Raw genomic sequence first — 24,642 nt, 5'->3', positions numbered from 1 at the left:
CTTTCACCATGTATAAATACAGTCTTTATTGTTTTCTCGCGGCCGGCTTGGTGGCATGCGGAAAATCCGATCAACCCCCGGCGGGGCCACCGGCCGTTCCGGTGAATGTTACCCGCGTGCAGAAGCAGCACGCCGTCTATTACGACACATATCCGGCAACGGTCGTTGCGCTAAACGAAGTGGAACTGCGGGCCGAAGTGGGCGGGTACATCACCGAAATCGCGTTTAAAGAAGGCCAGCAGGTTCGCAAGGGCCAGAAGCTCTACGAAATCGACCGGACCAAGTATGCCGCCGCTTACCAGCAGGCCAAAGCCAACCTGGAGGTCGCCAAGGCCAACGAAGCCAAGGCCCAGAAAGACGCCGATCGCTACACGAAGCTGAGCGAACAGGACGCCATTGCCCAGCAGCGGGTCGACTACGCCCAGACCGATTTACAAAACGCTCGCTCGCAGGTTGCCGCGGCCGAAGCCGCCGTGGCGCGAGCCTCGACCGACCTTCGGTACTCGACCATTACGGCTCCGTTCGATGGTACTGTTGGCATTTCACAAGTGCGTCTCGGCGCGCTCGTCACCGCCGGGCAGACGTTGCTGAATACCATTTCGACGCAGAACCCGATTGCAGTAGATGTCGAGATCGATGAGAAGCAGTTGAGTCGCTTTCTGGACTACGAACAGGCCGACGCCACGCCCGATTCGCTGTTTACCATCACGCTGCCCAACCAGAAGGTTTACCCTTACCCGGGCAAAATCAGCCTGATTGACCGCGCCATCGACCCGCAAACCGGGACCACGACCGTGCGGCTGGTCTTCCCGAACGACGAGAACCGGCTGCGTCCGGGGATGAGTTGCCTCCTGCGCGTCCGCAATGACGGCGGCGGCGAGCGCATCGTGATTCCGTCGAAGGCCATCACCGAGCAGATGAGCGAGTACTTTGTGTTTACGGTCGACAGCAGCCGCGCCAAGCAGGTGCGGGTGGAACTGGGGCCCGACCTCAACGGCCAGATGGTCATTAATAAAGGACTGGAAGTGGGACAGCAGATCGTGGTCGACGGTGTGCAGAAATTGCGCAACGGCACTCCGGTGCAGCTCGAATCGCCCGCTACGGCCTCGCAAAACGCCGGGGGCACCCCGGCCGCTGCGGGGGCTGCCGCCAACTAACGTTTTTTACCTTTTTTTACTCCCTTTGGTATGATTGCCAAAACTTTTATTGAGCGACCCATTACCGCCATTGTCGCTTCTGTGGTCATCACCCTACTTGGTGTGCTGGCCATCATCACCCTGCCCGTCAGCCAGTACCCGGACATTACGCCGCCGGTCGTGCAGGTAACGGGGAATTTTACCGGAGCCGATGCCCTCACGGTGGAACAGACAGTAGCGACCCCCATCGAGACGCAGGTGAACGGCGTACCCGACATGCTCTACCTGCAAACCAACAGTACCAGCGACGGCACCATGACGATGAGCGTCACCTTCGACGTAGGCACGAACGTCGACATTGCGGCGCTGGACGTGCAGAACCGGGTGAGCGTAGCCACGCCACAATTGCCCGACGAAGTGCGGCGCCTGGGCCTGACGGTGCGCAAACGGAGCCCGAGCATCCTGATGCTGGTGGCCATTTATTCGCCTAACCAGACGCACGACGTAAAGTTCCTGGACAATTACGCGAACATTTTTATCCGCGATGCCCTGCTGCGCGTCGACGGGGTGGGCGACGTTTTTTCGCGGGCCGATGACTTCAGCATGCGCCTCTGGCTCCAGCCCGATAAGTTGGCGTCGTACGGCCTGACGGCTTCTGACGTGATCAGCGCTGTGCAGGAACAAAACGTACAGGTAGCGGCTGGATCGGTTGGCGCACCGCCGCAGTATTCGGCCAACGCCTTCGAGTACAAAGTGCTGGTCAGCGGCCGCCTTACCAAACCCGAGGAGTTTGAAGACATCGTAATTCGGACCAAGCCCGAAGACGGCTCCATCGTTTACCTGAAGGACGTGGGCCGGGTTGAACTCGGCAAGTTCAACTATTCCGGAAACTCGTTCGTAGACGGCAACCGGGCGTCGTACCTGCTAGTGTATCAGACCCCCGGCAGCAATGCCCTCGAAACCGCCGAAGGTGTTTACGAAGCGATGGAGCGGCTCAGCCAGTCGTTTCCGGCCGACGTGAGCTACATCGTGCCATTCGAAGCGGCTTCGGTCGTCGAAGTATCAATCGACGAAGTGGTGCACACCCTGGTGGAAGCGCTGATTCTGGTGGTGATTGTGGTGTTCCTGTTTCTGCAAAACTGGCGGGCTACGATCATCCCGATTTTGGCCATTCCGGTCTCGATCATCGCCACGTTTGTGTTTTTCATCCCGTTGGGCTTTACCATCAACACCCTGACGCTGTTTGGCTTCGTGCTCGCGATCGGGATTGTGGTCGACGACGCCATCGTGGTGGTGGAAGCGGTGCAACACAAGATCGACCACGACAAGATGACGCCGAAAGAAGCGACCGTTCAGGCAATGGAGGAAATTTCGGGACCCGTCATTGCCATCGCCCTCATTCTGGCCGCGGTATTTGTACCGGTCGGCTTCATTCCGGGCATCGTGGGTCGACTCTACCAGCAGTTCGCCATCACCATCGCCATTTCGGTACTGATTTCGGCCTTCGTGGCGCTGAGCCTGACCCCTGCGTTGTGCTCGCTGTTTTTGCGTCCGCAAAACCTCGATAAGAACTCACGCGGCATCAACAAGCTGTTTTACAAGTTCAACCAGTGGTTTGAGCGTACCACGACTCGGTATACCAGCGGGGTGCGGAAAAGCATTAACTACTCGCGTTACGTGGTGGTCTTCCTGATTTGTCTGCTGGTCGGCACCGTGTTTCTGTTCCGCAGCAAAGCCACCGGCTTTATTCCGGTCGAAGACGAAGGCCGTTTGTACATCACCTTCGAACTTCCTGAAGCGGCCTCGACCGCCCGCACGGTGGACGTGTTGCACGAGATGATGGACATTTTGAAAGAAACGCCCGGCGTGGGACACTACGCAGCGTTGGCCGGCCTGAACGTCGTCACGTTCTCGAACAAATCGAACAACGGTACCATTTTCTGCCAACTCAAACCGTGGGACGAACGGAAAGATCCGTCGCTCTCCAACACGGCGATTCTGGCCGACCTGCAACGGCGCTTTGCCCCGATAAAAGAAGCGACCGTACTGGTAATTCCGCCGCCGCCGATTCCGGGGCTGGGCCGCACGGGTGGTTTCAGCTTTGTGTTAGAGCAACGCGAAAGCACCGACGACATCAAGCAGTTTGAGCAAACCGTGCAGCAGTTTGTGGCAGCGGTCAACGAGCGTCCGGAAATTGAACGGGCCTTCTCGTACTTCACCGCCCGCACCCCCGGGTATCAGATCACCGTGAACCGCGAAAAGTGTAAGAAGCTGGGCGTCAACCTGTCGGATGTCTTCAACACGATGCAGACGTACCTGGGCAGTCGCTACATCAACGACTTTACGCTCTACGGACGCAACTTCCGCGTGGTAGCGCAGGCCGATACGTCGTTCCGCAACGAGATCGACGCCATGGGAAAATATTACGTCCGCAACCGGGAGGGGAACATGTTGCCCCTCAGTACGTTGATCGACTACGACCTGACGGAAAGCGCGACGTTGATTTCCCACTATAACCTGTTCCGCTCCACCGAAGTGAACGGCAACCCGGCACCGGGCTACAGCAGTGGCGATGCCATTCAGGCACTGCGCGAAGTCGCCGACGAAGTGCTTCCGGCAGGGTACGGCTACGAATTTTCCGGCCTGACCCGCGAAGAAATCAATTCAGGCTCGAGCACAGTCTACATTTTCGCGCTGTCCATCCTGTTTGTGTTCCTGTTTCTTGCCGCCCTGTACGAAAGCTGGTCCGTGCCTTTTGCCGTATTGCTGGCCGTTCCGGTCGGGGCCTTCGGGGCTATTCTGATTCTGAGTTTTTCCTCGCAATTGACGAATAACGTCTACGCGCAGATCGGATTGATTACGCTGATTGGGTTGGCCGCGAAAAACGCCATCCTGATTGTAGAGTTTGCAAAAGAACGTGTGGACAGCGGCGAAGACCTGCTCAAAGCCACGTTGCAAGCTGCTCAACTTCGCCTCCGGCCCATCATCATGACCTCGCTGGCCTTTATCCTGGGGGTATTGCCGCTGGCACTTTCGTCAGGTGCCGGTGCTATTGCCCGCCGCACCATCGGGTGGACTGTGCTGGGGGGTATGGTGGCCGCGACACTGCTCGGAATTTTCATCGTGCCGGTGTTGTACCTGCTGATCACCAAAGCCGCCTACGGTAAGAAAAAGCTGGCCGAACTCCGCGCGCAGCACCAAACTCCAGCGGGCTAGCGTAGCAGCCCGGTTTGAACACCCCTTTACACCTCCTTGACAGTGTCTTTGTCAAGGAGGTTTTTTTGTAATACATTAGAAAACGTTCTTACTACTTGAAGGCAAATCGGGCATTTCGCACGCGATTTTATGCGTTTCTTTCTATCCTGAGGGGGTTTGTACAAAAGTGCCAACATCTGCAACACCTGTATTAACTGCTTTCCCGCCGGCTTTTGTTACTTGCCCTCGTTCAGCAAACATCGTCCAGGCTCTTTCAACCGGTGTTTCTAACGAACCTATAACACGTGACCTCAATGGTCATGTTTATGAAATTTTTTCACCCATACGATCGCCTATGACACAAGCATAGATGGCTCATGATCTGAATCGAACCCACGCACTATTCCCTGGGTAGTGTGCCCCTCCCTCCCTCCCTCTCCTCAACGCAAACGTGGGTTCGAAGACGAGGATCTGGGGAACGGTTTCTCTACAAATGCCACCGACCAGCAACGGCAGCCTGAGCTTCAGGTTAGAGAAATTGTTCAGAAGCAACCAGATTCCCACTGTGTCTACAATGAAGTAGGTTTCCTCCCAGCACCCTGCTTCACCCACTCCTGCATTTGTGGACGCAGTTCATTGTTTAGATAAGGGAGAAACAAAGCACCACACACCTGTGCGTAGTAGCTTATCTCCCTTTCTAACGTTTCTTCCGACGGCTGGCGCCAAACCACGTATTTGACCCAGTTGTCGCCAATCACAAAAAACTGCTCCCAAAGCAACGGAAAAATCGCTTCGTCGGCATCGGGCCGAAACACGCCGGTTTGTTGATACCCGCGAAACAAATGCACGAACGCATGGCGGCGACCTTCCATCAGCCGTTGAAATTTTTGCAGCACTTGCCCGTACTGTTGCAACAGCTGCGGCGTCTCCAGAAAAAAGAACCGATAGTGGTACATAAGACGAAACACGCTTAGCAAGCGCTCCCGAAACCTCACCACAGTAAACGCTTCGTCCACACGAGGAACCTGCGCGGTGATGGCATCTTCCAGGCTTTGGTAGGTGGCCAGCAGTAGATCTTCTTTGGTTTTGAAGTAATACCGCAAGTGCCCGTCGCTCATCTGCAACCCCTGCGCTACTTTCCGAAGCGTGGTGCGGGTAATCCCGTCCTGATTGAATGCCTCTACGGCATGTGCTACGATCTTTTCCTGCATAGAAAATTATTTTTAGCTCGTCGGAGCTAAAAATACAAAACCCCTTTATCTTTGCATTAGCTCAGCGGAGCTAAATCGATTTTACTTCCTATCCACAAGCTTCCGTAAAGCTAAACCCGCTTTTACCCCGGTTCTCTCCATCTCTTTCGAATATCATTATGAAAAACATCAGCATCGTCGGGGGCGGCATTGCAGGTCTGACGACCGCCATTGCCCTTGAAAAAATCGGTCTCCGTCCTCATCTCTTCGACGCGACCACTGAACTACATCCGGTTGGCGCAGGCTTAGCCCTCAGCAGCAATGCGCTTAAAGCCTATCATCATCTGGGTATAGACGATCAGGTGCTCCACGCGGGGCACCCGTTGCCCGGTCTGCGCATTCTCGACCAGCGAGGTGATCTTATTTCCGAGGCGCCGGTACCGACCGCCTTTCCTAATGTGGCCGTTCACCGTGCCGATTTGCACGATCTTTTGCGCAGCCAGCTTTGCTATACCACAGTGCATCTGGGAAAACAAGCCACCGGTTTCACGACCGCAGGCGAAGCCATCACGGTTCATTTCCAGGACGGCAGCCACTTTACGACGGATTATTTGATCGCCGCTGACGGCATTCATTCGGCGGTGCGGCAGCAACTGCTCCCGTCCAGCCGTGCCCGGTACGCCGGTTACACCTGCTGGCGCGCCGTGCTCGAAAACCCTGGCGTGTCGTTACCGGCCGCCACCGAAACCTGGGGCGTAGGCAAGCGCTTCGGCCTGGTGCCGCTATCCAACCACCGGATTTACTGGTTTGCCTGTCTGAACGCTGCGGAACGCGATCCGCAAGTGCGGAACTATACGCTAGCACAAGTGAAGCAACTTTTTCAGGACTTCCATGCGCCTGTGACCGCCGTGCTAGATGCCACCGCGCCGGAAGCACTTTTGCACAACGACATTTGTGATTTGAAGCCCTTGCCGCGCTACGCGTTCGGGAACATCGTGTTGGTAGGCGACGCTGCACATGCCACGACTCCCAACTTAGGACAGGGCGCCTGTCAGGCCATTGAAGACGCGGTAATATTAGGTGAATGCCTGCGGGCGAGTAGCGTTCCAGAGGAAGCGTTCCGCCGTTTCGAGCGGAAACGCCTGGCGCGTACGCATTATGTGATTACTACCTCGCGCCGGGTAGGACAGGTAGCTCAATGGGAAAACCGGTGGCTGATCGGTGCGCGCAATGCGCTCTTCCGTGCCCTGCCCGCCCGGTTACAGGAACGACAGTTGGCCTGGCTTGATGCCGTGGCGTTTACCGGAGAATAAGTTACTGGCTTTTCTGGTACGAGAAAACCTCTTGTACCACACTCATCTTGGCGGGATCAAGGGGTTTGGTGATGAAGTAGGCTACGTGAGGATTGGCCGTGATCCGGTTGATGTCCTGAGGATCGTCGGAACTGGAAAGTACCATCACCACTACCTTCTTTTTCAACTGGGGTGCCAGGGCCGAGAAGTTTTCCATGAACGTAAACCCATCGATCTCCGGCATGTTGATGTCGAGAAAAACCAAATCGGGCAATTGCTCTGGATTGTCCTTGTGCTCACGCAGGTAGGCTAACCCCTTGCGCCCTGAATTGGCGATCACCGTCCGCTCGGTAAACGCCAGCAACTTCAACATCCGCCGATTGATGAGGTTATCGGTGTCGTTATCGTCAACCAGTAAAACCAAAGGATTGGTCTCCATGACATCAACAGCGGTTTGCGGATACAAAGGTTTTTGTTTACTAGATTCCATAGGCCGACAATCTCTGTCACAAAGGAACCTCTTTTTGTACTATAAAGTGAATGGAAATTATTTTTTCAGTGTCGTTGTAATATCTCTGCTCATTTTCAGCTAAAACTTAGTGCGTGGCCACGACTTGACTAGCACCCCGAGGGTAACGAATGTTTTCAACCATTTCTTGCACCTCGGCGGGGGGCGGTGGAGCAAACCGCGAAAACAGGAGCGCAAATATAAAGTTCACCACCATTCCCAACGTACCGATTCCTTCGGGGGATACGCCCCAAAGCCAATTTTCGGGCACATTCACTTCCGGCGCGGCAATAAACTTGAAATAGATGATGTATACGGCGGTGAAGGTCAGCCCGGAACACATCCCTGCAATGGCGCCCAATTGGTTCATCCGCTTGTAAAAAATGCCCAGGATAATCACCGGGAAAAAAGAGGAAGCCGCCAAGCCGAAGGCAAAGGCAACTACCTGAGCCACAAAGCCGGGCGGATATATCCCAAAAATTCCGGCTATACACACGGCGACTCCGGCGGCAATGCGCGCCGCCATTAGCTCGCCGCGTTCGGAGATGTTAGGATTGATGGCCTTTTTGATAAGATCGTGTGAAACTGAGGTAGATATAACAAGTAGTAACCCAGCGGCGGTAGAAAGGGCCGCCGCCAAACCACCGGCCGCCACGAGCGCGACAACCCAGTTGGGCAACTGCGCGATTTCAGGATTGGCCAGCACCACGATGTCCCGGTCGATGGTCAGTTCATTGCCCTGCAAAGGCGCATCAACCTGCGCCGCCAGCGGCACATCGGCCGCCGCTTCGTTATAATATTGGATGCGCCCATCTCCGTTTTTGTCTTCGAAGGTCAGAAGTCCGGTAGCTTCCCAGTTGCGGAACCATTGCGGCACGTCGGCATAAGGTGCATTGTTGACCGTATTGATCAGGTTGGTGCGGGCAAACACCGCGATGGCGGGGGCGGCGGTGTAGAGAATCGCGATAAAAATCAGGGCGTATCCGGCCGAAATCCGGGCATCCTTCACGCGCGGAACCGTGAAGAAACGTACGATGACGTGCGGCAGACCGGCTGTGCCCAACATCAGGGCGGCCGTGATGCAAAACATATCCATCGTTCCTTTGGTCCCGTTCGTGTAGGCGTTGAACCCCAGCTCCCGGTGCAAGCCGTCCAGTTTGTCCAACAGGTACGTGCCGTCGGTGGTGGTACTGCCGAAGCCCAATTGAGGAATAGGATTGTCGGTCAATAAGATAGAGATGAAAATGGCCGGCACCATAAACGCAAAAATCAGTACGCAGTATTGCGCGACTTGCGTATAAGTGATGCCCTTCATGCCGCCGAGCACCGCATAGAAAAAGACGATGATCATGCCGATGATGACGCCCCACGTTACGTTTACTTCCAGAAAACGGGAGAACACCACACCTACGCCCCGCATTTGTCCGGCCACGTAGGTAAAGGAAACAAACAGGGCACAGACCACGGCGACCTGTCGTGCGGTTTGCGAATAGTAGCGTTCGCCGACAAAATCAGGAACGGTAAATTTCCCGAATTTTCGCAGGTACGGTGCCAGCAGCAGCGCCAGCAACACGTATCCGCCCGTCCAGCCCATCAGGTAGACCGCACCGTCGTACCCCATGAAGGAAATAAGGCCCGCCATCGAAATGAAAGAAGCGGCCGACATCCAATCGGCCGCCGTAGCCAGCCCGTTGGCCAGGGGCGGCACTCCACCTCCTGCCACGTAAAATTCTTTAGTAGAGCCGGCACGCGACCAGAGCGCGATGCCAATGTAGAGGGCGAACGTAAGCCCGACAATCAGGTAGGTCCAGAGTTGAACAGTCATAAGGTGGTAGTAAAAAATAAGGTTACTTTTCGTCTACATCAAACTCACGATCCAAGCGGTTCATGAGCCATACGTACACGAAAATCAAGACAACAAACCAGTAGATGGCCCCTTGTTGCGCGAACCAAAAGCCCAGTTTGAAGCCCCCGAGGCGTATCTGATTCAGCGGTTCCACAAAAAGAATTCCGGCTCCGTACGAAACCAGAAACCAGATACTCAGCAAAACGACGAGGTAGCGGAGGTTACGCCGCCAGTACGCGCGCATACGTGGATTGCTCATACGGAAGGAAGTTACGTGGCTCAATATAACAGGAAAAGCCGTGAGGGATGGCCCCACGGCTTTTTTTTCTGGAGAAAGCGCCTTTGGCTATCTGACGCTTCGGCGTAGGCTCAATTCGGAAAACGGTGCTGAAACCGACCGTAGACCCACGTTCCCAGGACGGCGCTGAGGAAAGTCACCAGGATGACGGTAAAGCCGCTGCCGATCTGCGCCGCCAGTGGACCCGGGCAAGCACCGGTCAGAGCCCACCCTATTCCGAACAGGAAGCCCCCGATCACTTGTCCCTTCCGGAACTCCTTCGACGGAATCCGAATCGGTTCCCCTGTAAAGGTTTTCAGGCGTAGGCGCTTGATCAGTTGTACTGAAATGATTCCCACCAGAACGGCCGATCCAATAACGCCATACATATGAAACGACTGGAAACGGAACATCTCTTGAATCCGAAACCAGGATATGATTTCTGCTTTTACGAAGACAATGCCCATTACACTGCCCGCCACCAGATAACGGAGCAGACTGAGGGGCGACTCGCGCACCGGTCGGGGCGCATCATGCTGCACGGGTGCCGCCGGCCGTACAGGCTGGCGCACCAGAGTTTCTTCTACCATAGTTTAAATGCGTTGTGTTATGAAAGTACCCAGGACAGCAGAGGTGGCAGAAGCACATAGGTCGCAAAGAAACCACCCAGCATAAAAAAGACGGTGGCGACCAACGACGGCCACTGCAAATTGCTCAGTCCCATGATCGTGTGGCCGGACGTACAGCCTCCGGCGTAGCGTGTGCCAAACCCAACCAGAAATCCACCCGCCACGATGAACACCAACCCGCGCGCGCTCAGCAGATGCGACCACGCAAAGAGTTCGCGTGGCAACAACCCCTCAAAATGCTGAATGCCCAACGCTTGCAAATCGGCCTGCGTGGCTGGCGCAATGACCAACGCCGCCGGATTAGCCAGAAACGTGGTTGCTAACCAGCCGCCGACCAGAATCCCGCCGACAAACAAGAGGTTCCAGGTTTCCTGACGCCAGTTATACGAAAAGAAAGGAATGCGCATGGGCATACAGGCGGCGCACATGTGGCGCAAAGACGAAGAAATACCGAGTGTTTTATTGCCCAGCAGTAGGAGGGTGGGCACCATCAGTCCAAGTAAAGGCCCGGCCACGTACCAGGGCCAGGGTTGGCGAATCCAATCAAGCCAGCTTTCCATAAAAAAATTACAGGTTAAAAACAGCTACAAACTTAGCCCGGCGCGTCGGGCTCGTCTGTGACCTTGGTTACATAACTCCGAATCCCGTCCGACGCACCGGTATGTACGGCAAAAGCCTGCCGCAAGATTTATGCATGCAGTGTGATTCTAGTCACAGACATCCGTTTGGCGTGTGCGCACCTTTGTGTCATGATAGAAATGCTAGGATACGCGGCTTCGGTCGCCATCGGCCTGTCGTTGGGCTTAATCGGCGGGGGAGGATCGATTTTAACCGTACCGGTGCTGGTCTACCTCATGGGCATTTCGCCGGTGGCGGGCACTGCCTACTCGCTCTTCATTGTAGGATCGACCAGCCTCGTGGGCAGTGTGCGCTACGCGCGGAAAGGCATGATCGACCTGCGCACGGCGGTGCTATTTGGGATAATTTCCTTTCTGGCCGTTTTTCTAACCCGCCATTACGCGGTCCCGGCCATTCCGGCGACCCTGTTTACCGTAGGGCACGTGCTGGTTTCCAAGAATTTGCTCATCATGTTGTTTTTCGCGGTGGTGATGCTCTTCTCAGCGCGTTCTATGATCCGCGCAGGTAAGGCAGATGCCGCTCCAACCGAGGAAGAAACACCCACGCAAGCGCTGGTTCCGTTGGCCCTGAAGGCGCTGTTGGTCGGTATCGTAACGGGGCTGGTGGGCGCAGGAGGCGGTTTTCTGATCGTACCGGCCCTGGTCATCCTGGCCCGCCTGCCCATGAAACTGGCGGTTGGCACGTCCCTGTCGATCATTGCCGTCAATTCACTGCTGGGTTTTCTGGGCGACCTGTCGCACTTCGCCGTCAACTGGCACTTCCTGTTGATTTTCACCAGCTTGGCCATAGCCGGTATCTTCATCGGAAGCGCGCTGGCCGAACGCATCGACGGGCAACGCCTCAAAACCGGGTTCGGCTGGTTTGTACTGCTGATGGGAACCGGTATTTTAGCTAAAGAGCTATTCTTCTGATCGATCCTGAGCGTGACCCAGGTCACACAAACTCCCCGGCCAGATTACTAGCTTTGTTGACAGAAAGCTTCTTCCCTACGCGTACCGCTCGTTATGAAGCCGCAATACCTTCGAAACCAAACGACTGATAGATTATAGCCATGAAAATTGAACAGATTTATACCGGATGCCTGGCCCAGGGCGCTTACTACATCGAATCGGAAGGCGAGGTTGCCATCATCGATCCGCTACGCGAAGTAACGCCTTACCTGGAGAAAGCTGAACGCGAAGGGGCCGTGATCAAGTACGTACTAGAAACCCATTTTCACGCCGATTTTGTCTCGGGGCACCTCGACCTGGCACAAAAAACCGGGGCTACCATTGTCTATGGCCCAACCGCCCAAACACGTTTCCAAGCGCACATCGCCCAGGATGGCGAACTCCTGAAAGTAGGCCACGTCACCCTGCAGGTGCTTCATACGCCGGGCCATACCCCCGAAAGCACCACGTATCTGTTACGCGACGCATCAGGGAAAGAGCGCGCCATTTTCACGGGCGATACGCTCTTTATCGGCGACGTAGGGCGGCCCGACCTGGCGCAAAAAGCGGCACACCTGACGCAGGAGCAACTGGCAGCACAACTCTACCATTCGCTTCGTGACAAAATTATGCCCTTGCCCGACGACGTTATTGTCTACCCAGGACACGGCGCCGGTTCGGCCTGTGGCAAAAACATGAGCAAGGAAACCACCGATACGCTGGGCAACCAGAAACGATTCAACTACGCCCTGCGGGCAGACATGACCGAGGCCGAGTTTGTGCAGGAAGTGACCGACGGACTGCTGCCGCCCCCCGGCTATTTTCCGGAAAATGCTCGCTTGAACAAAGAGGGCTACGCAAGTCTGGACGACGTGATGGCCCAAGGCCAGCGCGCTTTCGCTCCCGAAGCGTTTGAGTTTGCCGCGAATGAACACGACGCCCTAGTGCTCGACACGCGTGCGCCTGAGGTATTTGCCAAAGCGTTCATCCCGAATTCCATCAACATCGGCATCGACGGTGGGTTTGCGCCGTGGGTGGGCACCCTTGTGCCCGATATCCGGCAGCCCATCCTTCTGGTTACCGAGCCGGGACGCGAAGAGGAAGTCATTACGCGCCTGGCACGGGTCGGCTACGATCACGTCATCGGATACCTGCAAGGCGGGCTCGCGGCCTGGCAGCAGGCCGGCAAGGAGGTAGACCAGATCCGTTCCATTTCGGCCGAAGCGTTTGCAACTGAATTGAAACAGTCGGCACGGCCGGTAGTCGACGTACGGAAGCCGGGAGAATTTGCCGCCGAACATGTCGAGAACGCACAAAACGTTCCGCTCGATTTTCTGAACCAGCATTTGGCGGAGATTCCGCGCGACGAGGAGGTGTACCTGCACTGCGCCGGGGGGTATCGCTCTATGATTGCGGCGTCGATCCTGAAAGCCCGCGGGTGGGAACACATCACCAACATCAAAGGGGGCTTTAAAGACATTGCCGCGACCGACATTCCCCGTACAGACTACGTTTGTCCCTCTACCCTCAAGCACTAAACCCAAGCGCATGTTCAATCTATTTCGCTCCAAACCCAAAGGCTACGAAAACCTCGATGCCGCCGCATTTGCCGAGCAACTCTCGCAAGGAGTGGTGCTGGATGTACGCACATCCGGCGAATTTTCCGCCGGCCACCTGAAAGGGGCGCGTAACCTCGACGTAACCAGTGCTGCGTTTGGGTCACAGCTGGACAAGCTCGACAAAAACAAGCCGTATTTGGTGTACTGCCAGAGTGGCAACCGCAGTGGACGCGCCTGCCGCCTGATGCATGAGCGCGGTTTCACGCGGCTTTACAATTTGCGGGGAGGTATGCTGAGCTGGCGCGGCAACGTGGTCCGGTAATCGCCTCTTCCCCTACTATTTTACTTCGTACCGTGATGCTTCGCCCTGTCGACAGCGTCGCGGTACGTTTAATTTTTAGATCTACTTTTCGTATCGCCTGCTATGCATCCCGAATCCGCTCACCTGCTATCGCTTCTCGATCAGTTCTTTCCTGCGTTCGAACCCGAACTCAAATCGTTTATTGCCCGGGAGGGCAGCTTGAGAGAGGTCGCCAAAGGCGAATTGATGATCCGCCCCCGACAGTACTTTAAATCCGTCATGCTGCTGATCGGCGGTCGGGTGAAGCTGTACCGCGAGGGCGACGAAGGCAACGAGTTTTTCATGTATTACATCCAACCGGGCCAGGCTTGTGCGCTGTCCATGATCTGTGCCGCCAAGAGCGAACAGAGCGAAGTGCTGGCCAAAGCCGTAGAGACCGTGCAGGTCATCACCGTACCCATTCACCTGATGGACGACATGATGAAACAGTACCGAAGCTGGTATTATTTCGTCATTGAGACGTATCGCTCCCGTTTCGAAGAGCTGCTGGACGCCATCGACGCCATTGCGTTTCGCAGCATGGACGAGCGCCTGGAGTTCTACCTGAAGAATCAGGCCAAGCAGCAACATTCTTCGCTTCTTCATCTGACACACCAAGAAATTGCCAATGACCTGAATTCGTCGCGCGAGGTGATCTCTCGACTACTGAAAAAGATGGAAGCGCGGGGGGAGATTATGCTAGCGCGCAACGAAATCCGCATTTGTGATACGCTGTAATGGCGGCTATACACCTGCCGAATGCGCAAACGTTTTCACTGCACAAAGAAAGAGCGTCCGCAACAAAACCCATTGTTGAACTTTTTAAATATCTTCTAATACTACAATTACTGTATTTGTCCCTGATCTTCAGGCATTTTTACCGGTATAGATTCGCACCGGGCCGTAATCTGTTTTTTATACCTCTTCCAGAAGAATAGTACTTTCCCCTATCCTTTTCGACAAACTTTCCGTTATAGTCTATCAGAGGAGTATTGACCCGCTCTTTTCTTTTCCTATGCAGTTAGAGCAGTTTGCGAACGAAAATCTGTCACACTATTCATACGCTGTCCTGAGCGAATATGAGAAGAAGATGATCCTGATCGACCCCGGGCGGGACCTTTCTCCTTATTATAATTTTGCACAGTTGTACGAGGCACAAATTACGGGTGTCATCCTCACTCATCTGCATTCCGACTTTGTCAGTGGCCACCGGGAACTTCAGCAGGCCACTGGCGCTACGCTCTACATCAGCCCCAAGGCTCAGGCACAATTTCCGCACGTACCGCTTCAGGAGGGCGATCAACTCCGGCTCGGCAAAATAGAGCTAGAGATTTGGGAAACCCCGGGTCATTCCCCCGAAAGTATTTCGATCGTGGCCCGCTACGGAAAACGTACGGTGGCCGTGTTTACCGGCGATACCTTGCTGCACGGCGAGGTGGGACGCCCCGATTACCCGGCCCCGTTGCAGGAAACCTTGTGGGAACAGGGGTGTCGGGAGTTATTTCATAGCACTCACCAACGACTGGCCACCCTACCCGATTCGGTCAAGGTATACCCGGCACATGGTGCGGGATATCTGCAATGCCGTTCGGTAAGCAACGCCCGGGGGAGCAACATGGGGGCCGAAAAACGCAGCAATTTTGCATTGCAACCCATGTCCGAAGAGGCATTTTGCCGGTATCTGAACAAAGACCGCCTGGTGCTGCCTGCACACATGGGGTACATTCGTTCGTTGAATCGGCGGGGGCTTCCGCCTCTGGCAACTTCAGTGCAGGCAGTGGCGTGGTGTGAAGACAACTATCAACCTGAACCAGACCACCTGGTGATTGACGTGCGCGAGGCCACAGCCTTTCATACATCTCACTGGCCGGGGGCCATCAACGTCCCTCTATGTCCGTTTTTTGAGTTCTGGTTGGGTACGCTTATCGATCACCAAGAACCTTTTTACCTGACCGGGGCGTCGGCCGAACAGGTACAGCGTGCCATGGTGCGCACCGCCAGCATCGGCTACGAGCAGCATCTGCAAGGCGTGTTCGTGACGCACGCAGCTCAGGGCGTGCCTTCACCCATCCTTGACTACAATGCCCTAAACGGGCAATTGCACGCCTTTACCATTGTCGATACCTCTTGTCGGTTCGAACAGCGACGCGAACGCCCCTACCCCAATGCCATTCCTCTCCCGTTGGTCGAATGGCGTAACCGCATTCAGGAAATCCCGACCGACAAATCGGTTGTAGTTTGTTCGACTGAAGGCCCCTCTACCATCGTGAGTAGCCTCCTGTCCCGTCTCTTGCCTGTAAAAGTGTTTGATCTGGGGCAGACCGCTCGTTAATGTACATACGCATCAATCCTGAAGCTAAGCCCGTTATCGGTTGCTTGGCTCGGTATTTATTTCCACACGATGCAACTTTTCAGCCTTACTTTGCCTTTGGATATATACTTTGCAATTCGTTATGAAATATCTGGAACTTAACGCCATACAAAGCATCAGCGTTACGGGAGTAATTACCAGCGTGATGGCGCAGGGCTTTCTTTACCTCTTTGACAAAACGGTCGATCAATTTTGGGCGCTTTATCCTTCTTGGGTAGCCATTTTTCTGATCGGGACGTTGGTCCGTGTTTACCGCGGCAAACACCTCGACCACCATCATCACTGAACCTTGCTTCGCAAGGTCGATCCCCGCGTCATTCCTTAAACGCCCCCTCATTCATACGCCATAAGGAAACGTCCGTGGATCGGGGTACTGAAACGTAAAGTTCAGGTCACGCTGTATTTTTTCACCGATTATTCGCTTGCTGTCGTCTTCCGACCCGTCGGGCTGAAATTGCGTAGGTGCAAATCCAAGTTGCCGGGCTGTATGCGCGTATAGAGTTGCGCGATTCACCGCGACAGGTGCCACCAGATTGTAGATCTCGCCCCAACGTGCTTGCTGTACAATCGCTTCCACGGCCCGCACCACATCGTCGCGAAACACCAGATTCACTACGGCCTCGCCGGGTTTCTTCATCACCTTTCCGGCGGTGTATTTTCCCGGTATCCGGTCATATCCCATCAAACCGCTGCACCGCAGAATGGTGAGTGGAAAGCGTTGCTGTTGCCACACGTGTTCGGCTTCGGCAATGGTTCGGTGTCCGGCATTCTCCGGCGTCAACGTCATTTCTTCGGTGGCGTGCATCGTACCGGGCGGGTAGATCGAAGTAGAGGAGACAAAGAGGATGTGGGGCGTTTGTTCGGCAGGGATGGCCTCAGCCAGGACCTGCATTTGTGCGGGATAATCTTCTGTTTTAGAAGGTGGCGTATTCACCACCACCACATCGCTCTCCAGCAACGCGGGCAAGGCATCGCCTTCGGCATGTGGGTCGAGGCGAATCAAAAAAGGCTGAATGCCGGATGCCGCCAGCACTTCCAATTTTTCGGGCCGCGTAGTGCTACCCTTGACCTGCCAGCCCTGCGCTACAAAATGACGCGCCAGCGGCAGTCCGAGCCAGCCGCATCCTACCACAGAAATGGAGCGCTCCTTCATGCTTGTGTTGTTAATGTTCGCAGCGCAGACGGCTGCACTTACTCAATTACGGTCATTTCATCGATGAGGTGCGTAGCTCCGGCTACTTTATCGATGATGAACAGGATGTAGCGGACGTCGACGGAGATGTTACGGCACTGTTCCGGATCGTACGTAAAGTCGCTCATGGTTCCCTCCCACACGCGGTCGAAGTTCAACCCGATCAGGTGGCCGTCGGCATTGATCACAGGGCTCCCCGAATTGCCCCCTACTGTATGGTTGGAGGCAATAAACGCGACCGGCATGGTGCCATCGACCCCATAGCGCCCGTAGTCTTTCTCACGATAGAGCTTCGCCAACGTGTCGGGTACGGTAAACTCCGGCACATTCGGATCTCCTTTTTCCAGAATGCCTTCCAGCGTGGTCTGGTACGTATAAATCACCCCGTTGCGTGGTCGGTACCCTTCGACGGTTCCGTACGCGATTCGCAATGTGCTGTTGGCATCAGGCGCCAGCAGGCTATCCTGAAACATTTCACGCAACCCGGCCACGTAGCGCCGCGTGTTGAGTTCCAATTGGGCGTTCAGTGCGACGTAGTTAGGCAAAATATGCTGTCGGTAAAGCAACATAAACTCCCGCGAGAGCTGGTACGCGGGATCGTGCTGCAGAATCTGCACCTGCTTCTTGTAAGGGCGTTCGATGAAACGCGCCACTTTCTCGGGTGAAGCACACACCGATTCTTTGAAGACTTCGTTCGCAAACGCACGAAAATTGTTACCGTACTGCGCCTTGATCTTTTCGAATAGGGGCGGATGAAACGCCGGCGGAATGTCGCGCGCATAGGCTTCCAGACAAACCGCCAGGGTGGCCTGGTCGATGGCGCGCGAATAGTTTCTGAAATGATTGGCCGTAGTGGACTTCAGGCGCTCAATGGCCTGATCCTGCCGAGCTTTGCCTTTTTTCTTATCTTCTTTCTTATCCAGCTCGCGCACGTCCACAATGTAAGGATCGAAGTTGCGCGCGAAGACCATGATCTCGGGTGCAAACGCTGCCTCCCGCATGTACTCGAAAGCCAGGATCAGCGAATCGAGCGCCGCATAATCGCGCTCAAACTGGGGTAAGAGTGTGCCGTAGGGAAGGCGACGCTGCAAATCGGCCTGCGCCCAAAGGGTAAATTCCGCCTCCATCTCCTGTTTCCGGGTCACCGCATCGAAGCGTTGCAGCCCCCGGGTTTCGCCTTGCCATTTCTTCCAGTAATTAGCGATGCCGGCATATTTGGCCGCGTACTTGAGGCGAACCGTGTCGTTCCGCTGCATGACGTTCTCCATCACTTCCAGCCGTTTGCCACGCAGGGCAATCCGGTGGGGATTGATCTTTTCGGTCAGTTGCTTCAGCGCATACGAGGTCAGAAACTGTTGCGAACGTCCCGGAAAGCCCATCACCATCGTAAAATCCCCTTCTTTGTACCCTTGCAACGAAACGGGGAGGTAGTAGCGCGGTTCGTACGGCACGTTGGCCTGCGAAAAGTTGGCGGGCTCGTTTTCGGGGCCAGCGTAGATGCGAAACAGCGCAAAATCGCCGGTGTGGCGAGGCCATTCCCAGTTGTCGGTTTCGCCGCCGAACTGGCCGATGGAAGAAGGCGGTGCGCCTACCAACCGTACGTCGGTGAACTCCTGTTTGACAAAAAGGTAGAACTCGTTTCCGTAATAAAAAGGCTCGACCGAGGCCTTGTAATCGGTGTTTTCGACGGCTTCGGCCGCGATCCGGGACGACGTTTCCTTGATTTTCGCTTCGCGTTCCTCTTCTCCCATGTCGGGCGAGACGGATTCGAGCACACGTTCCGTAACGTCTTCGATCCGTATGATAAACGTGACCGTCAGGCCCGGATTGGCGATCTCTTCTTCCAGGCTTCGCGCCCAAAATCCTTTTTCGATAAAGTTATTGTCGACGGTGCTGTGCCGTTGCAGGTAGCTGAATGCACAATGGTAGTTGGTGAGCAACAGGCCGTTGGGCGAAACCACGGCCCCTGAGCACCCTCGGCCAAACTGGAGGATGGCATCTTTCAGGCTGGATCGGTTAACGCTGTAAATGTCTTCGGCGGTGAGCCGCAGGCCACGCTCTTGCATGTCCTGCTCGTTCAGGGCTTTGATCAGGTTGGGGAGCCACATGCCATCGTCGGCACGGGCAGGTAACCACAACATCCAACAGAGCCACCAGAAGGCAAGCTTCGTACGCTGCTGCATGCTCAGACGGTCGTAGGATGATCGGCCGGATCTTTTTCCAGCGTTTCTTCCGACTGCTCATGCTGCGTATGGGGCTCCACAAAGAAACGCTTCTGAAAAATAAGGATCAGCGCTACGCCCACGAAGATGGACGCATCGGCCACGTTGAAAATGGGCCAGAGGGAATAGTATTGCCCTCCGAAGAGGGGTATCCAATTGGGCAGCACGCCCTCCCACAAATCGAAATAGAACATATCGATCACCTGTCCGTGGAACCACGGCGTCGGCGATCCGTAAGGGGCGTTGTCCAGAAAAACACCGTAGAACGTACTGTCGATCACGTTACCAATGGCTCCGCCCAAAATCAACGCGATGCAAACCAGCAAACCCGGGTGCGCCCCTTTCTTCGCCAAGAAATATAAGTAGTAGCCAATGGCACACATCGCCAGGAGCCGGAACACACTCAAAATCAGCTTTCCCTGATCCAGCCCGATCTCCAGGCCGAAGGCCATGCCGGGATTGAGGGTGTAGTGCAATTTGAACCAATCACCAAACACTTTGATTTGCCCGGGTGTGCCGTAATCCATGTTAAAATGCACCAGCATTTTGACCGTCTGGTCGAGAACGATCACTCCGAGGGTTACCAAAAAATACTTTAGATATTTCATGGGCTATGCAACCTAGAACGGCAAAACTAACCATTTAGTCCCGCATGTCGGGTCTTTTTTCTGTTCAACTCCGTTCACGTACGTTTCTCTTCCGCATTCCAGGTTTCTTGCACCCAAATTCCCTCAGAATCAAGGGGATGGATCTTCACAAGTCCGTTCGACTCGGCTTCCCACGTACGCGGATCGGCCGTCGGGCGCAGGTTGGTCACGTTAGCGTTCCCGTGCCAGCGAAACTGCTGTCCGGCCAGCACCCACTTTTTGTAGCTGCTTCCTCTCACGCAAAAGGTCTTGAAGTGCGGATCGAAAAATAGTACCTGAAGTGCCGCGTGGGCTTGCAACAGATCTGGCGCGATGGTTTCGACCAGCACGTACACGTTCCGATGCTGATGCGCCACCAGCCAGGCCGAAGCCCCCTCCAGCCACGTTTCGGTTTCGTCTTTCAAAATCAACACCAGGGGGTGATAATCGTTCAGCTGGGTGCGCAAGCTTGCCGCCTGCGTCGGTAAACACAACACACCGTCCACCTTAATGCCCCACGACAGTACGGTTTCCAAGGCGGGTTCGGCAACCAGCACCGTCGGACTCCATTCCAGCAACTCTCCCACCAACGCAAAGGGAATCTGATCCGTCAGGATGAGGAGCGCCGGTTCCTGCTCGTCTCGGACAATATGATGGGACGACATAATCGGAGTTTCAGTGATAGAAGGATGAATTTGCCGGTTTGCTTCGCCAGAAACCATTTTCTCTGCGTGCGTTCAGCATCAGTTCTGTTCGCGTTGTTCCGCCCGTTATCCTGCCAACTCAGCCAACTTCCGGTAGAGTCCCCCCTCCCGCTCGCGCAGCTCCGCGTGCGTGCCGCGTTCGCGGATGCGTCCTTCCTCGATCACAATGATTTCGTCGGCATGCTGGATGGTGCTGAGCCGGTGGGCAATAACCAACGACGTGCGGCTTTTCATCAGATTGAACAGTGCCTCCTGTACCAATTTCTCCGATTCGTTGTCGAGGGCCGACGTAGCCTCGTCCAGAATTAGGATCGGTGGATTTTTCAGGACAGCGCGTGCGATGCTGAGGCGTTGCCGCTGCCCGCCCGAAAGCTTGGTGCCCCGGTCGCCGATGGCCGTTTGGTACCCCTGGGGAGTTTGCAGAATGAAGTCGTGGGCGTTGGCAATCTTCGCGGCTTCGATCACCTCTGCTTCGGTGGCATCGGGTTTGCCGAAGGCGATGTTGTTGAAAATGGTATCGTTGAACAAGATCGATTCCTGCGTGACGATGCCCAGTTGCGCCCGGACCGATGCGGTGGTGTAGTCGCGCAGGTCCCGTCCGTCCATGCGGACGCTACCGCTGGCGGGGTCGTAAAACCGCGGAATCAGGTCGGCAATGGTCGATTTCCCGCCACCCGATGGCCCCACCAGTGCCACCAGCTTCCCCTTCGGAATGCGGAAGCTGATTCCTTTCAACACGGGCGTCTCTTCGTAGGCGAATGTGACGTCGCGCAACTCGATTTCGTTTTCGAAGCGTGGCAACACCACCGCGTCGGGCCGGTCCTGGATCTGCGCCGGGGTGTCGATGATGTCCAACACGCGATCGCCAGCCGCCAGACCACGTTGCAAGTTGCTGAAGGTGGTTGACAGCGATTTGGCCGGACGCATCACCTGCGAAAAAATCACCAGGTAGGTCACAAACTCGCTCGGCGAAAGCGACGATTGCGAAGACAATACCAACGAGCCGCCGTAGAGCAGGATGCCGGCCACCAGCGTTACACCCGTAAACTCTGAGAAAGGCGAGGCCAACTCGCGTTTGAAAGCCATGCGTTTGATAATATCGGCATACCGCCCGTTTTCTTCCTCGAACTTGTTGCGCACCAGCTTCTGGGCATTGAACCCTTTGACGATCCGCATGCCACCCAAAGTTTCGTCAATCAAACTCACGATCCGGCTCAGCGAGTCCTGTCCGGCACGCGCATCGCGACGGAGCTTGCGAATCACGCTGGAAATGGCAAAGCCGGCGATCGGAATCACCAGCATCGTAATGAGCGTCAGTTTGGCGCTCAGTAAAATCAGCACCACAAAATACCCGACGATGGTAATGGGCTCGCGAATGGCCACCGTCAGCGATTTGGTCACGGTATGTTCCACCTCCTGCACGTCGGTCGTCAGCCGCGCCAGCAGATCGCCTTTCCGTTCGTTGGTAAAGTAGCCCAGGTGCAGGGAGGTCGCCTTGTCGAAAAGCCCTTGCCGCAGCTGCCGGATCGCGTGGGCGCTCAGGTGCTCTTCAATGCGAATGGAGAGGTACCGAAACAAGTTGGTCAGCAGTACCGATACCACCACCACGATGCAGATAAACTGCAACGCCCGGTAAGGCCCGTAGGCCTGCAACGTATCGACGTAGTAGTAGTTGAACAGGTCGAAGACATAGGTGGCATTCAGGGAAAATTCAGGGCGAGCTACTGCCTGGACGGGCGCGGTGCCAAACAACACGTTGAGCAACGGAATGATCAGGCTGAAGTTGATGAGCCCGAACACGATGCTGAGCATGGCAAAGATGGTATAAGGCACCAGAAACCTCCCCAGTGGTCGGGTATAGGCAAGAAGCCGGAAATAGGTACTACGCTTCATGGGACGAAGGTACAGAGCGAAGGCCAAACCGCCGTTACTTCGGTGACGAACGGTCAACGAGACCTTGGCTCAGTGTTATTAAAAAAGCCCTCCTGCACAACAGGAAGGCTCTTGGTGATTTTGGTTTTATACTAGTTTACTTGCGTAACACTTTAAATTCGGTACGGCGGTTTTGCTGATGCTCTTCTTCGGTCTGCGCATCCAGAATCAGCAAGCGCGATTCGCCATACCCTCTTGCCTGCAGCCGCTCAGGATCAATGCCCTGCGACACTAGGTATTCTACGGCCGATTCGGCCCGGCGCTGCGACAGCTTCAGGTTGTACGCCTCGGTGTCGCGCGCGTCGGTGTGTGAACTCAATTCGATGGTAAGGTTCGGATTGTCCTTCAGCACTTGCACCAGCTTGTCGAGTTCGCGTGCCGCATCGGGTCGGATGTTCGCCTTATCCAGGTCATAATAAATGTTGTCGAGCACAATGGGCTTGTCCACCACCACTTCGTCCAACATCAGGTTGTAGGCCAGCGTGATGGTCGTGTCCCGCTCCAGTTCCTCTTGCGGAATGGCCTTCCCGTAGGTAGTAAACGGTTCGCGTTTTGTAAAGTATTGCGGCTTTTCCCCCAGCAGCTCGTAGTTGGCCGACGCACTCAGGTCAAATTTAAACGATCCATCTTTTCCGGTGGTCGCTTCCGCAAGGGTTTTGCCCTGAGGATCGAGCAGACGTACGGTCGTGTTCGGCAGAATTTTTTCGGTACCGGTGCTGTCCGTGGTCATGGTTTTCCCCACCAGCACGTAATCGATGCTTTTGATATCGCCTTTCACATCCTTGAAGTAGTAGATGTCGTCGTCGCCTTTGCCGCCTTCCCGGTTGGAAGAAAGATACCCTTCGATGGGCGAGCGGAAGGCGATGCCGAAATCATCCCAGCGCGAGTTGATGGGTGCCCCCATGTTTTCTACTTCGATGCCTTCGCCGCGAGCGCGTGTAGCCACGAAGATGTCGAGCCCACCGAGGCTGGGTAATCCATCGGAAGCATAGTACAATTTGCCGTCGTCCGAAACGTACGGGAAGAGCTCGTTCCCAGCAGTGTTGATGGTTTTGCCCATGTTTTGCACACGCGACCAACGGCCGTTCCCATCGCGTGTAGCACGCCAGATGTCGGTACCGCCAAAGCCCCCTTCCCGGTTGGATGCAAAGTAGAGCGAGCGTCCATCGCCCGAAAATGCCGGAGTCGAATCCCAGGCATTCGGATCGTTAATGGGAATGGGCATCAGTTCGGGCTCGGTCCACTCGCCATTTCGGTAGTAGCTGATGTACAGGTCCACATCGTGACGCCCGCGCTTGCTACCGTTATTCCCCCGTGCGAAGATCATCGTCTTGCCGTCTTTGGAAAAGGTAGCACTGGCTTCGTGGACCCCCGACAGGTTAAACTTGTTGTCCATGGCCTTTACGTTCCCGCCAAACTCCGACGAGCCGTCGAAGGTGAACGTATACAGGTCGGTAAAGCCACCGCCGGTCGCGGCGTAGACCTTGCCATCGCCCCGTGCCGACGTAAAGATCATTTCCTGATCGGAATCCAAAAAAATCGGGGCAAAATCGGCCGCTTCGGTATTGAGCGACTCAAAATTGCGCACTTCATAGCGATCCTGGTTTTCCAGAATCCGCTTCACTTCTCCCAGGTTCTCGATTTCTTGCCGGGCGTGTTTTACGCGCTCCGGGTCATTCCCCTGCCGGGTGTATTCTTCCAATTGCTGCCGGGCCGCGTCGTACTTGCCTTGATCTTTCAGCGCAAAACCGTAGTAAAACTGGATGCTGTCGATTTTAAGACCGGAGTTAATGGCCGCTTCGTAGAAGGGAGCGGCCTCGGCCATGCGGTTCGACAGACGGTACGATTCCGCGATGCGCAGGTTGGCATAACCCGCGTTGGACCCTTTCTCCAGCGCTTCCTGGTATCGTTCGATGGCGTACTCGTATTCTCCTCGCTTGAAGTGCCGGTCGCCTTTTTTCACGGCCGAACAGGCGCCCAACAGGGCACAACTGGCAATAAGCAGGGTAGAAATAAAGATTTTTTTCATAGGAAGAAGGCACTACGCAGTACGTT

Annotated in this window: 21 protein-coding genes; 9 read left to right on the top strand and 12 right to left on the bottom strand. The window is 55.3% G+C overall.

Annotation, left to right across the window (positions count from 1 at the left end; translation table 11 throughout):
- Nucleotides 1–8 precede the first annotated feature (8 nt).
- Both BLR44_RS05420 and BLR44_RS05415 read left to right on the top strand, forming a co-directional pair.
- Nucleotides 9–1,157 (top strand): efflux RND transporter periplasmic adaptor subunit, encoded by a 1,149-nt coding sequence (locus BLR44_RS05420; RefSeq protein WP_089680763.1) that lies wholly within the window; start codon nt 9–11, stop codon nt 1,155–1,157.
- Between the two features lie 30 nt (nt 1,158–1,187).
- Nucleotides 1,188–4,352 (top strand): efflux RND transporter permease subunit, encoded by a 3,165-nt coding sequence (locus BLR44_RS05415; RefSeq protein WP_089680038.1) that lies wholly within the window; start codon nt 1,188–1,190, stop codon nt 4,350–4,352.
- Between the two features lie 548 nt (nt 4,353–4,900).
- On the opposite strand, the gene BLR44_RS05410 is transcribed toward BLR44_RS05415, so the two are convergent.
- The gene (locus BLR44_RS05410; RefSeq protein WP_089680036.1) at nt 4,901–5,542 is read right to left on the bottom strand and encodes a TetR/AcrR family transcriptional regulator; all 642 of its coding nucleotides are present in this window, start codon (nt 5,540–5,542) and stop codon (nt 4,901–4,903) included.
- Nucleotides 5,543–5,700: 158 nt separating this feature from the next.
- On the opposite strand from BLR44_RS05410, the gene BLR44_RS05405 reads away from it, so the two are divergent.
- A complete protein-coding gene (locus BLR44_RS05405; RefSeq protein ID WP_089680034.1) occupies nt 5,701–6,834 on the top strand; it encodes an FAD-dependent monooxygenase in 1,134 nt (377 codons plus the stop codon).
- Nucleotide 6,835: 1 nt separating this feature from the next.
- Here the strand turns inward: BLR44_RS05405 and BLR44_RS05400 are convergent, their stop codons facing one another.
- The 5 genes from BLR44_RS05400 to BLR44_RS05380 form a co-directional block, all read right to left on the bottom strand.
- Nucleotides 6,836–7,252 carry a response regulator gene (locus BLR44_RS05400; RefSeq protein WP_089680032.1) on the bottom strand — a complete coding sequence of 139 codons (417 nt, stop codon included), beginning with the start codon at nt 7,250–7,252 and terminating at the stop codon, nt 6,836–6,838.
- 157 nt (nt 7,253–7,409) lie between these two features.
- Nucleotides 7,410–9,146: a sodium:solute symporter family protein gene (locus tag BLR44_RS05395; protein ID WP_089680030.1), complete on the bottom strand. Its 1,737-nt coding sequence runs from the start codon at nt 9,144–9,146 to the stop codon at nt 7,410–7,412.
- 22 nt (nt 9,147–9,168) lie between these two features.
- Nucleotides 9,169–9,426, bottom strand: coding sequence for a DUF4212 domain-containing protein (locus BLR44_RS05390; RefSeq protein ID WP_089680028.1), 258 nt, complete (start codon nt 9,424–9,426; stop codon nt 9,169–9,171).
- Nucleotides 9,427–9,536: 110 nt separating this feature from the next.
- Nucleotides 9,537–10,034 carry a DUF6691 family protein gene (locus BLR44_RS05385; protein WP_089680026.1) on the bottom strand — a complete coding sequence of 166 codons (498 nt, stop codon included), beginning with the start codon at nt 10,032–10,034 and terminating at the stop codon, nt 9,537–9,539.
- Nucleotides 10,035–10,051: 17 nt separating this feature from the next.
- Nucleotides 10,052–10,633: a YeeE/YedE family protein gene (locus tag BLR44_RS05380; protein ID WP_089680024.1), complete on the bottom strand. Its 582-nt coding sequence runs from the start codon at nt 10,631–10,633 to the stop codon at nt 10,052–10,054.
- Nucleotides 10,634–10,822: 189 nt separating this feature from the next.
- Here BLR44_RS05380 and BLR44_RS05375 point away from each other — a divergent pair, with 189 nt between their 5' ends.
- The 6 genes from BLR44_RS05375 (at nt 10,823) to BLR44_RS05350 (ending at nt 16,197) form a co-directional block, all read left to right on the top strand.
- Nucleotides 10,823–11,623 (top strand): sulfite exporter TauE/SafE family protein, encoded by an 801-nt coding sequence (locus tag BLR44_RS05375; RefSeq protein ID WP_089680022.1) that lies wholly within the window; start codon nt 10,823–10,825, stop codon nt 11,621–11,623.
- 140 nt (nt 11,624–11,763) lie between these two features.
- Entirely contained in the window at nt 11,764–13,179 is a 1,416-nt protein-coding gene (locus tag BLR44_RS05370; protein WP_089680021.1) for an MBL fold metallo-hydrolase, read from the top strand.
- 10 nt (nt 13,180–13,189) lie between these two features.
- Nucleotides 13,190–13,522: a rhodanese-like domain-containing protein gene (locus BLR44_RS05365; protein WP_089680018.1), complete on the top strand. Its 333-nt coding sequence runs from the start codon at nt 13,190–13,192 to the stop codon at nt 13,520–13,522.
- Nucleotides 13,523–13,624: 102 nt separating this feature from the next.
- Nucleotides 13,625–14,278, top strand: coding sequence for a Crp/Fnr family transcriptional regulator (locus tag BLR44_RS05360; RefSeq protein ID WP_089680016.1), 654 nt, complete (start codon nt 13,625–13,627; stop codon nt 14,276–14,278).
- A 277-nt stretch (nt 14,279–14,555) separates the two neighbouring features.
- Nucleotides 14,556–15,872: an MBL fold metallo-hydrolase gene (locus BLR44_RS05355; protein ID WP_089680014.1), complete on the top strand. Its 1,317-nt coding sequence runs from the start codon at nt 14,556–14,558 to the stop codon at nt 15,870–15,872.
- A gap of 121 nt (nt 15,873–15,993) precedes the next feature.
- Nucleotides 15,994–16,197, top strand: a complete 204-nt coding sequence (locus BLR44_RS05350; protein ID WP_089680012.1) for a hypothetical protein — start codon at nt 15,994–15,996, stop codon at nt 16,195–16,197.
- Nucleotides 16,198–16,248: 51 nt separating this feature from the next.
- On the opposite strand, the gene BLR44_RS05345 is transcribed toward BLR44_RS05350, so the two are convergent.
- The 6 genes from BLR44_RS05345 to BLR44_RS05320 form a co-directional block, all read right to left on the bottom strand.
- Nucleotides 16,249–17,064 carry an NAD-dependent epimerase/dehydratase family protein gene (locus tag BLR44_RS05345; protein WP_089680010.1) on the bottom strand — a complete coding sequence of 272 codons (816 nt, stop codon included), beginning with the start codon at nt 17,062–17,064 and terminating at the stop codon, nt 16,249–16,251.
- A 38-nt stretch (nt 17,065–17,102) separates the two neighbouring features.
- Nucleotides 17,103–19,286 carry a S46 family peptidase gene (locus tag BLR44_RS05340; RefSeq protein WP_245705981.1) on the bottom strand — a complete coding sequence of 728 codons (2,184 nt, stop codon included), beginning with the start codon at nt 19,284–19,286 and terminating at the stop codon, nt 17,103–17,105.
- 2 nt (nt 19,287–19,288) lie between these two features.
- Nucleotides 19,289–19,933, bottom strand: coding sequence for a lipoprotein signal peptidase (locus BLR44_RS05335; RefSeq protein ID WP_089680008.1), 645 nt, complete (start codon nt 19,931–19,933; stop codon nt 19,289–19,291).
- Between the two features lie 74 nt (nt 19,934–20,007).
- Complete coding sequence (locus tag BLR44_RS05330; RefSeq protein ID WP_089680006.1) at nt 20,008–20,616, bottom strand: hypothetical protein; 609 nt, start codon at nt 20,614–20,616, stop codon at nt 20,008–20,010.
- Between the two features lie 105 nt (nt 20,617–20,721).
- Nucleotides 20,722–22,548, bottom strand: coding sequence for an ABC transporter ATP-binding protein (locus BLR44_RS05325; protein WP_089680004.1), 1,827 nt, complete (start codon nt 22,546–22,548; stop codon nt 20,722–20,724).
- Nucleotides 22,549–22,684: 136 nt separating this feature from the next.
- Nucleotides 22,685–24,616 (bottom strand): CHU_0125 family OmpA-like outer membrane integrity protein, encoded by a 1,932-nt coding sequence (locus BLR44_RS05320; protein ID WP_089680002.1) that lies wholly within the window; start codon nt 24,614–24,616, stop codon nt 22,685–22,687.
- Between the last annotated feature and the right edge of the window lie 26 nt (nt 24,617–24,642).

The organism is Catalinimonas alkaloidigena, from assembly GCF_900100765.1.
Taxonomy (GTDB): domain Bacteria; phylum Bacteroidota; class Bacteroidia; order Cytophagales; family Flexibacteraceae; genus Mooreia; species Mooreia alkaloidigena.
The sequence above is the reverse complement of the archived record's forward strand: the minus strand, read 5'-3'. Positions and strand labels throughout refer to the sequence as shown.